Raw genomic sequence first — 8,206 nt, forward strand, 5'->3', positions numbered from 1 at the left:
TTCGGCTGGATGACCCGCTGGCGCCGTCTGGTCCGCGACTACGAGGCCCGGATCGACGTCTCGCAGGCCATGATCCTCGTCGCCATGGGCGGAAACCTGCTACGCCGGACCACCCACCCGTGAGTTTCCAAACGGACTCTATGCTTTGTTGAAGCAAGCTCGACCGCATGAATAAGTCTGCTTGTTGCGGCCCCGACTCAGCCCCCCTCATGCCCCCTCTCTTGAGGATGTCCCAACTGGACGGCGTTAGGGGGCTCGCTATTCTAGCGGTTATCATCCACCATTTCTTGACTCATAATATAAATCTAATATTCGCCAGCCTTGGAACGGTGGGTGTGCAGCTTTTCTTTGTCGCAAGCGGATTCCTAATAACCGGAATACTCGTTAGATGTCGAGAGAGTATTCTGCGCAATAATACAAATATTTTTCACGAAATTAAAACATTCTATATTCGCCGATCAATTAGAATATTTCCTCTGTATTATATTTCTTTGGTCACCCTAATCGTATTTTCGGCCCCAGACATAAGAGAGTACGCACTATGGTTGAGCACGTATACGATCAATTTAAAAATGATAGATCAAGAATGGATGATAGCCACGGCAGCCCACTTTTGGAGTCTTGCTATTGAGGAACAGTTCTATTTGATTTGGCCCTGGATAGTACTGCTGTTACCTTTCCGGTGGTCATTAGCTATATCAATATTTCTAGTGTTAGCCGCAATTGTGACGCGATCATATTATGTTTATACGTGGATATTGCTAGATTATGGAGACAATCTAGGCGCTTGGATGTCAACGGCTTCCAACTTTGATAGCCTAGGCATCGGGAGCGGAATTGCCTTGGCGATTCATATTGGAATCGCCAATCAATGTATGTATTCATAAATGCTGCCTTAATATTATGCTCGATTGGAATGTCCATAGTCGCACTTTGCGGATATTTCAATTTGACTAAATACGCAGACACGATAACGACCAATTTCTTCTTATCTGGAATATTCGGCGCGATCATTTTCCATTCGTCTAGCGGTATCGGCGGGGTCGTGGGAAAGATATTAGATTTTTCACCACTAAGATACACCGGGAAAATAAGCTATGGATTATATATTTTTCACCCAATACTCTTAGATATCGCTAATAACATTGCAATGAACAGCTCGACTGCACATGAAGTTTCGAGATATATATTGATCTCAACTGTTATTGCCACGTTCTTGCTTGCTGGATTCTCTTGGAAGTTTTTTGAAAGCCCTCTCAACCGCCTGAAGGACCGGCTTTCACAGACCAGTTCGAGACAGTGACTTGAGGCGGGCGGCGCGCTTGCGTTGGCCCTGAAGTTATCCGGAGCGATGCAGGCCTAATGTCAGAATGTTGTCATCTTCAAGTTCCGCTATGGGTCGAAAGCACTCACCGGCTTGCGGCCGAAAAGCCGACCAAACTTGAGTTATGGCGCTTTGCTTTCGGCCTGAGCGCGCCGATATTTACACGCCTTTCTTCGCAGCACAGGTCGCGCTAGGGGCATGATGCGGATCACGTTGTCGTTTGTGCACGACGCCGCGGCTATCGACGAACGGGCCGCCCCGGCGGCCGCGCCAGCGCTCTGAATTAATACGGAACACAGGGAAACAATTCGACCTGAGGTTGTTTATTACGTAGAGGTAACCTCAAATGCAATTCCAACGCGTCCTATTCGTCGATGACAATGTGCTGTGTAATCTGGAAATGTGCGACGCGCTGCGCGGTCATGGATACCGCGTCGTTTCGACGTTCTGCGCAACGGCAGCTTTCGAAGTCCTCGACCGACACCAGTATCTCTCTGCGTTGATTACAGATATCGACCTGGGACCAGGACCCGACGGTTTCGATTTAGCGCGGCACGCGCGTGCCGCCTATCCTCACCTGCCTGTGGTCTACATTTCCGGCTCGGCAGCGAAGCGTCACGCCGCCGAGGGCGTGGAAGGCTCGATCTTCATCAGCAAGCCGCTCGGGTCTCGCGACATGATCGCGGCCGTGGAAAGCTCGATCACCCACGCCGAGACGTGATCTTGTCGATGCGGCGCAATCGGTCTTTTGGCGGGGCGGGTTCGGACTTAGGATGCTCCCGGTTCAAGGGAAACGTCCGCCATGGCCGCGCTCTTCCAGTCGACCCTCGCCCTGTGCGCCGTGATCGCGGCGGCGCTTGGCCTGGCTGCGCTCGCCGTGCTGCTGCAACGCCGTCGCGCGGGCAGAGCCCGGGGCGTGTCCGACGACAACGTTATCGCCCCGCTGGTGCGGCGCTTCGAGGAGGAGCAGCTGGCCCGCATGGAAGCCGACGGCTTTCCCATGTGGCGCCCCGACCCTGAGAAGCTGAAGCGGATGACCACCGTCCGCGACTAGGGCGCCACCGGCATCCGAGGGAAGTCGCGGCTGCGGAACCGCAATTTTAACCACCTGCCTGTATCAAAGACGGCGAAAATCGAAAGCTTCGCCGCATGACCCCTGACGACAGCACGCCGATCGCCGATCGCCGCCCCGCCTCGCGGGCCGCGCGGCTGCTCACCTTCCTGGCCGACCGGAGAGGCGCCATCGCCATCTGGTTCGCCCTCGCCGCGCTGGTGCTGGTGATGTTCGTGTTCGGCGCCGTCGACCTCAGCCGCATCCAGTCGACGCGGACGCGATTGCAGGATGCAGTGGACGCCAGCGCCGTCGCCGTGGCGCGGATCGGACCGCAGACCGACGCGCAGATGGATCTGGCCGGCGACAAGATCCTGAAGAGCGAATACCGCGAAGGCACGTCGAAGCTGACGGTCTCGACCTTCAAGAGCGCACCGGAGAACAGCGTCGCGGTGAACGCCCAGGCGACCCTGGATCCGCTGGTCTCGCTGATCTGGCGCGGGCCGATCAAGATCGAGGTCAGTTCGCTGGTCAAGCGGGGCCAGGAGTCCCCCGTGGAGCTGGTCATGGTGCTCGACACCACCGGCTCGATGAGCGGCGCGCGCATCACCGCGCTGAAGGTTGCGGCGAAAAACCTGGTCACCAAGATGACGCCCAGCGGCGTCACCAACGTCAAGCTGGGCATCGTGCCTTTCGGGCAGTACGTCAACGTCGGCGTCGCCGCGCGCTACCAGCCGTGGGCCGATGTACCGGTGGACTATTCGGTACCCGTGACGCCCCCTTGCACGACGATCACCAGCAAGACCACATGCCAGACTGAGAAGTACGCCTGCACGAAGGTCAACGACGGCGTCCCTTACAACACCACCTGCAGCCGCAACATCAACTGCGTGACCACGCCGGTCAACCCGCCGCAACAGAACTGCCCCGCGCCGTACGTCAACAAGTACACCTTCCGCGGCTGCGTCGGCTCGCCGCCCTATCCGAAGAACGTCACCGACAACGACACCTCGCGCCGCTATCCGGGCTATCTTAACGTCAACTGCGGCGCCGAGATCACGCCGCTGACCACGAACAACAGCAAGATACTATCGGGCATCAACGCCCTCACAGCCACCGGCGAGACGTATCTGCCGGCTGGCCTCGCCTGGGGCTTCAACATGCTGTCGGCGCCGATTCCGCTGACCGAGGGTGCGGTGTACGACGCCACTGGGAAGAACCTGAAGCCGCGCAAGGCGATGATCCTGATGACCGACGGGACCAACACCCTGGCGCTCAATCCGGGATCGGGGACCACCAAGGGCCAGCACACGGCCCCGTCGGGGACCCGCACGATCGCCCAAACCAACGGCTATACGACCGAACTCTGCAACAACATCAAGGCGCAGAAGATCGAGGTGTTCACCGTAGCCTTCGAGGTCACCGACGCGACGGTGAAGGGCATCCTGCTGAACTGCGCGAGCGACCCGGCGCACTACTTCGACGCCGCCGACGCCGGCAAGCTGGACGCCGCCTTCCAGAACATCGCCGACGCCCTGCGCCAGATCTACATCGCCAAATAACGACGCGGTGGCCGGCGCGCTTCTCCCTGGTTAAGGTGCCAGCACACCAACCAGGGAGAGAGGCCGAGATGCCCGCCTATGTGATCGCGATCCGCGGCGAGACCGACGCCGAAGCCTACGCCGCCTACGGCAAGAAGGCCGCGCTCGCGCGCGCCGACCACAAGATCACGCCGCGCGTGCGCACCAGCGAGGTGATCGCGCTCGAGGGCGAGCCCGCCGAAGGCATAGTGATGCTTGAGTTCCCCAGCGTCGACGAGGCGAAAGCCTGGTTCAACAGCCCCGCCTATCAAGAGGCGCGGAAAGAACGCGTCGGCAAGGTCGACTACCGCTTCCTGTTGGTCCAGGGCCTCGAGTCCTAATCGCGGCGGGTCATCGCCGCGGTGAGGCTGCCTGAATAGGCCGCGTGGCCCACGTGGGTCAGGCGCGACTCCATGTCGGCCCAGATCTCGCCGCCCAGGTCGCGCCAGCGCCGGCAGAAGGCGTAGTCCTCCGACAGGTACTGGCCCGTCTCGGGTTCGATCATGGTGTCGAACACCATGACCGCCTCCGGCGCGGCCTGGTCGGCCATGTCGCCCATCCTGGCGCGCAGTTCAGGGTGGGCGGCGACCACCCGCGCCACCGCCTCGCGCTTGATCATCATGAATCCGGTGCCGACGTAGGCCACCTTGGCGAAGCCTGCGTCGTCGACCTCGACGCTGCTGTCGGGCGTCGGGATGAAGCGGATCACATAGCCGACCGAGGCCGCCTGCAGATCGGCGACGCCGGCCTGAGCCGCGCGACGGGCCTTTTCCCAATCGATGGACTTCAGCGGATAGACCCCGCCGGCGAGATCCTTGTCCGCCGCCAGCAGGCGCATGACGTTCTCAGGCCGGAAGCCGATGTCCGCGTCGCAGAAGAACAGATGGGTCGCCGAGGATTCCAGGAACTGAGCGGCGAGCCGGCTGCGCGCGCGGGTGATCAGCGCATCGCCGCCCATCAGCTCGACATGCAGGCCGATCCCCTGCGCATGACATGCCGCCTGCAGGTCCAGCACCGAGCGCATGAAGGCGATATTGGCCAGGCCGCCGTAGCAGGGCGCAGCCAGGTAGAGCGACGGCGATGGCGCCTTCATGGGGTGGCTCCTCGATGCGGCATGACCGGTGCGCGGGCGCCCGCGTGGTGAAGCCTGCGGCGATACGTCAACTTTTCCAGGTTGAAATATGATTCTTGAGTCATCTTCGCTATTTGAAGTGTCGATGTCGCGCCCGGGGGGCGCGAGTTGTGGTCTGGGGAGACAATACTTTGAGTGAGCCTTCCACCAAGGCGCCTGATCCGATGGACATCGCGCTAGGCGCAGCGGTGCGGATTCGCCGGCGGACGATCGGCATGTCCCAGGAGGCCCTGGCCGAGCAGTGCGGGGTAAGCTTCCAGCAGGTCCAGAAGTACGAGAACGGCGCCAACCGGATTTCGTTTTCCCGACTGGTGCAGATCGCGCGCGCTTTGCGCTGCCGTGTGGTTGACCTGATGGACGTGCTCGACACGCCCGACGCCGAGGCGGTCAACGACCTGGATCTGTTGACGCGCATCCGCACGCCGGGCGCGACGGATCTGCTCGCGGCCTATGAACGGCTGCCCAGCGAGGCGCGGCACACGCTCGTGCAATTCCTGCAATCGCTGGCTGCCCGCAGCGAGACTCCACGCAACCGCGCCGTCGCCTGAACCCAGGACGCCGAGCGGTCGCGGGGAGCGCTGGTCGGGGTTAGATGGCTTTCAGATCGACCGCCGCGGTCTTGCCGCGTTCTTCGGTGAGCTGATAGCTGACCTTCTGGCCTTCGTTCAGGCCGCTCATGCCGGCCCGCTCGACGGCGGAGATGTGGACGAACACGTCCTTGCCGCCGCCCTCCGGCTCGATGAAACCGAAGCCCTTGGTGCTGTTGAACCACTTCACGGTGCCGTTGGCCATGTCCGCGCGTCTCCTGGAAGTCCGGGTCGAGGGCGTCGGTTGGCCCGGCGCCGATGCAACATCTCAATCAGATGGGGAAGCGGCGATTTTTGGACCGCTCGCGGCGTGTCTTAAGAGGGCGCGCCGAGATGCGCGGAATGGTCGTTGTTTCCCTGTCGCAGGGTGAGGGTCAACGCGCGGCGCAGTCAACCTTCAGCCAGCACGTGATCGATCACCGCGCGCGCTTCAGGCGCCGACCAGTCCGCGTCGCCAGCCAGTCGGCCGCGCTCGACGCCGTCAGGTCCGAAGATCACCGTGGTCGGCATCCCTGTCGCCGGCGGGGTGAAGGCGAACGGCAGTTTGAACTTCGGGTCCGCGTAGAACTTCAACGGCGCGTGCTGACCGATGAACTGGCGCGCCTTGTCCTGGTCCTTCTCGCCGTCGATGCTGACCGCCACCACCTCCACCGGCTTGCCGGCATAGGCCGTCTGCAGCTTGGCCAGCGTCGGCATCTCGATGATGCAGGGCCCGCACCAGGTCGCCCACATGTTCAGCACCACAACCTTGCCCTTGAAGTCGGCCAGCCGCACCGGCCTGCCGGCCGCATCGTAGAAGCTGTTGGCGGGCGCCGCCGTCGCCTCGGCAGGCGTGGTCAGCTTGGCCATCTCGCCGCGGGCCAGAGGCTTCAGCCCCGCGTCGCGCGTGGGATTGGTGGAAGCCTGCACCATGATGTAGACAACGGCCGCGACGCCGAGCCCGGCGGCGCCCCAGAGCGCCCACTTCAAGAGGCCGGCCCTGGGCTTGGCCGTTGAATGATCGCTCATATGACCGACGACTCCTCGAACGCTTCGAACCGACCCGCCGGCGGCGGACAGGCGATGTGGGGCGGTCGCTTCTCGGACCGGCCGGATGCGCTGATGCAGGCGATCAACGTCTCCATCGGCTTCGACCGCCGCCTTGCGCCCCAGGACCTTGCGGGCTCGCGGGCGCACGCCGCGATGTTGCTCAAGCAAGGGGTGATATCAAGCGCCGACGAAGCCGCGATCCAACAGGGCCTGGACGCCATCGCGGCGGAGATCGCCTCGGGCGCCTTCCCGTTCCGCGAGGAATTCGAGGACATCCACATGAATGTGGAAGCCCGCCTTCGCGAGCTGATCGGGCCGGCGGCCGGGCGGCTGCATACGGCGCGCTCGCGAAACGACCAGGTGGCGCTCGATTTCCGCATGTGGGTGCGTGACGCCTGCGCCGGCGCCCAGGGCCAGATCGTCGCCCTCCAACGCGCTCTGCTGATCCAGGCTGAAGCGCACGCCGAGACCCTGCTGCCGGGCTTCACCCATCTGCAGCCGGCCCAGCCGGTGACCTTCGGCCACCACATGATGGCCTATGTGGAGATGTTCGGCCGTGACGCCTCGCGCTTCGCAGACGCGGCCGCGCGGATGAACGAGAGCCCATTGGGCGCGGCCGCGCTCGCGGGGTCCCCCTTCCCCATCGACCGCCAGGCGACGGCGAGCGCGCTGGGCTTCGACCGGCCGACCGCCAACTCGCTCGACAGCGTCTCGGCCCGCGACTTCGCGCTGGAGGCGTTGGCCGCGGCGACCATCTGCGCCACCCACCTCTCCCGGCTGGCGGAAGAGATCGTGCTGTGGATGACGCCGCAGTTCGGGTTCGTGAAACTGTCGGACGCCTTCACCACCGGCTCCTCGATCATGCCGCAGAAGAAGAATCCCGACGCCGCCGAGCTGGTCCGCGCCAAGGCAGGCCGTCTGCTGGGCGCCTTCACTCAACTGGTCGTGGTGATGAAGGGCCTGCCGCTGGCCTATTCGAAGGACATGCAGGAGGACAAGGTCCCGACCTTCGAAGCCTTCGACGCCCTGGAGCTGTCACTGTCAGCGATGGCCGGCATGGTCGCCGACCTGACCCCGAACGTCGAGCGGATGGCCGCCGCGGCCGGCGCCGGATTCTCCACCGCCACCGACCTCGCCGACTGGCTGGTGCGCGAGCTTGGCCTGCCGTTCCGCGACGCCCACCATGTCACCGGCGCCGCTGTGAAGCGCGCCGAGGACGCCGGCTGCGATCTCGCCGGCCTGCCGCTCTCGGAACTCCAGGCGCTGGAGCCACGGATCACCGCGGGCGTTTATGAGGTGCTGACGCCGCTCGCTTCGGTCGTCAGCCGCCGCAGCTATGGCGGAACAGCCCCCGATCAGGTCCGCGCCCAGGTTGCGCGTTGGAAGGAACTCCTGCGATGAACCGTCTCGCCCTCGCCGCCGCCTTCGCCGCCGCCACAGCCCTCGCCGGCTGCGGCAAGCTGGGTGATCTGGAACGCCCCGGCCCGCTCTACGACGCCGACC

The 8,206-nt window shown here is 62.9% G+C and carries 10 protein-coding genes and 1 pseudogene; 8 read left to right on the top strand and 3 right to left on the bottom strand.

The features are described 5' to 3' along the window. The 6 genes and pseudogenes from Q8M88_RS11100 to Q8M88_RS11120 form a co-directional block, all read left to right on the top strand. Positions 1 to 123: pseudogene (locus Q8M88_RS11100) on the top strand (IS5/IS1182 family transposase); the annotation flags it as partial. A gap of 104 nt (positions 124 to 227) precedes the next feature. Continuing rightward, entirely contained in the window at positions 228 to 887 is a 660-nt protein-coding gene (locus tag Q8M88_RS17735) for an acyltransferase family protein (RefSeq protein WP_371132682.1), read from the top strand. Between the two features lie 783 nt (positions 888 to 1,670). Next, positions 1,671 to 2,045: a response regulator gene (locus tag Q8M88_RS11105; RefSeq protein ID WP_305597220.1), complete on the top strand. Its 375-nt coding sequence runs from the start codon at positions 1,671 to 1,673 to the stop codon at positions 2,043 to 2,045. An 81-nt stretch (positions 2,046 to 2,126) separates the two neighbouring features. After that, on the top strand, positions 2,127 to 2,378 hold the full coding sequence (locus tag Q8M88_RS11110) for a hypothetical protein (protein WP_305597221.1): 252 nt from the start codon (positions 2,127 to 2,129) through the stop codon (positions 2,376 to 2,378). A gap of 95 nt (positions 2,379 to 2,473) precedes the next feature. Continuing rightward, on the top strand, positions 2,474 to 3,937 hold the full coding sequence (locus Q8M88_RS11115; protein ID WP_305597222.1) for a pilus assembly protein TadG-related protein: 1,464 nt from the start codon (positions 2,474 to 2,476) through the stop codon (positions 3,935 to 3,937). A gap of 68 nt (positions 3,938 to 4,005) precedes the next feature. Beyond that, on the top strand, positions 4,006 to 4,296 hold the full coding sequence (locus tag Q8M88_RS11120) for a DUF1330 domain-containing protein (RefSeq protein ID WP_305597223.1): 291 nt from the start codon (positions 4,006 to 4,008) through the stop codon (positions 4,294 to 4,296). Here the strand turns inward: Q8M88_RS11120 and Q8M88_RS11125 are convergent. Next, positions 4,293 to 5,048 carry a hypothetical protein gene (locus tag Q8M88_RS11125; RefSeq protein ID WP_305597224.1) on the bottom strand — a complete coding sequence of 252 codons (756 nt, stop codon included), beginning with the start codon at positions 5,046 to 5,048 and terminating at the stop codon, positions 4,293 to 4,295. The two genes, Q8M88_RS11120 and Q8M88_RS11125, sit on opposite strands and share 4 nt — an antisense overlap. A 203-nt stretch (positions 5,049 to 5,251) precedes the next feature. Here Q8M88_RS11125 and Q8M88_RS11130 point away from each other — a divergent pair, with 203 nt between their 5' ends. Continuing rightward, the gene (locus Q8M88_RS11130; protein WP_305597225.1) at positions 5,252 to 5,635 is read left to right on the top strand and encodes a helix-turn-helix domain-containing protein; all 384 of its coding nucleotides are present in this window, start codon (positions 5,252 to 5,254) and stop codon (positions 5,633 to 5,635) included. Between the two features lie 40 nt (positions 5,636 to 5,675). Here the strand turns inward: Q8M88_RS11130 and Q8M88_RS11135 are convergent, their stop codons facing one another. Both Q8M88_RS11135 and Q8M88_RS11140 read right to left on the bottom strand, forming a co-directional pair. Further along, positions 5,676 to 5,879: a cold-shock protein gene (locus tag Q8M88_RS11135; protein ID WP_305597226.1), complete on the bottom strand. Its 204-nt coding sequence runs from the start codon at positions 5,877 to 5,879 to the stop codon at positions 5,676 to 5,678. Between the two features lie 185 nt (positions 5,880 to 6,064). Next, positions 6,065 to 6,682, bottom strand: a complete 618-nt coding sequence (locus Q8M88_RS11140; protein WP_305597227.1) for a TlpA disulfide reductase family protein — start codon at positions 6,680 to 6,682, stop codon at positions 6,065 to 6,067. Between Q8M88_RS11140 and argH the strand changes: the two genes are divergently transcribed. Further along, positions 6,683 to 8,104 carry an argininosuccinate lyase gene (gene argH / locus Q8M88_RS11145; RefSeq protein ID WP_305597228.1) on the top strand — a complete coding sequence of 474 codons (1,422 nt, stop codon included), beginning with the start codon at positions 6,683 to 6,685 and terminating at the stop codon, positions 8,102 to 8,104. It abuts the gene before it with no gap. The last annotated feature ends 102 nt before the right edge of the window (positions 8,105 to 8,206 follow it).

This window comes from Phenylobacterium sp. (assembly GCF_030693805.1).
GTDB lineage: Bacteria > Pseudomonadota > Alphaproteobacteria > Caulobacterales > Caulobacteraceae > Phenylobacterium.

Coding starts and splice junctions, on each gene's coding strand:
- Q8M88_RS11110 (WP_305597221.1), top strand. CDS start 2,127: ATGGCCGCGCTCTTCCAGTCGACCCTCGCCCTGTGCGCCGTGATCGCG.
- Q8M88_RS11105 (WP_305597220.1), top strand. CDS start 1,671: ATGCAATTCCAACGCGTCCTATTCGTCGATGACAATGTGCTGTGTAAT.
- Q8M88_RS11130 (WP_305597225.1), top strand. CDS start 5,252: ATGGACATCGCGCTAGGCGCAGCGGTGCGGATTCGCCGGCGGACGATC.
- Q8M88_RS11135 (WP_305597226.1), bottom strand. CDS start 5,879: ATGGCCAACGGCACCGTGAAGTGGTTCAACAGCACCAAGGGCTTCGGT.
- Q8M88_RS11125 (WP_305597224.1), bottom strand. CDS start 5,048: ATGAAGGCGCCATCGCCGTCGCTCTACCTGGCTGCGCCCTGCTACGGC.
- Q8M88_RS11115 (WP_305597222.1), top strand. CDS start 2,474: ATGACCCCTGACGACAGCACGCCGATCGCCGATCGCCGCCCCGCCTCG.
- Q8M88_RS11120 (WP_305597223.1), top strand. CDS start 4,006: ATGCCCGCCTATGTGATCGCGATCCGCGGCGAGACCGACGCCGAAGCC.
- argH (WP_305597228.1), top strand. CDS start 6,683: ATGACCGACGACTCCTCGAACGCTTCGAACCGACCCGCCGGCGGCGGA.
- Q8M88_RS11140 (WP_305597227.1), bottom strand. CDS start 6,682: ATGAGCGATCATTCAACGGCCAAGCCCAGGGCCGGCCTCTTGAAGTGG.
- Q8M88_RS17735 (WP_371132682.1), top strand. CDS start 228: ATGTCCCAACTGGACGGCGTTAGGGGGCTCGCTATTCTAGCGGTTATC.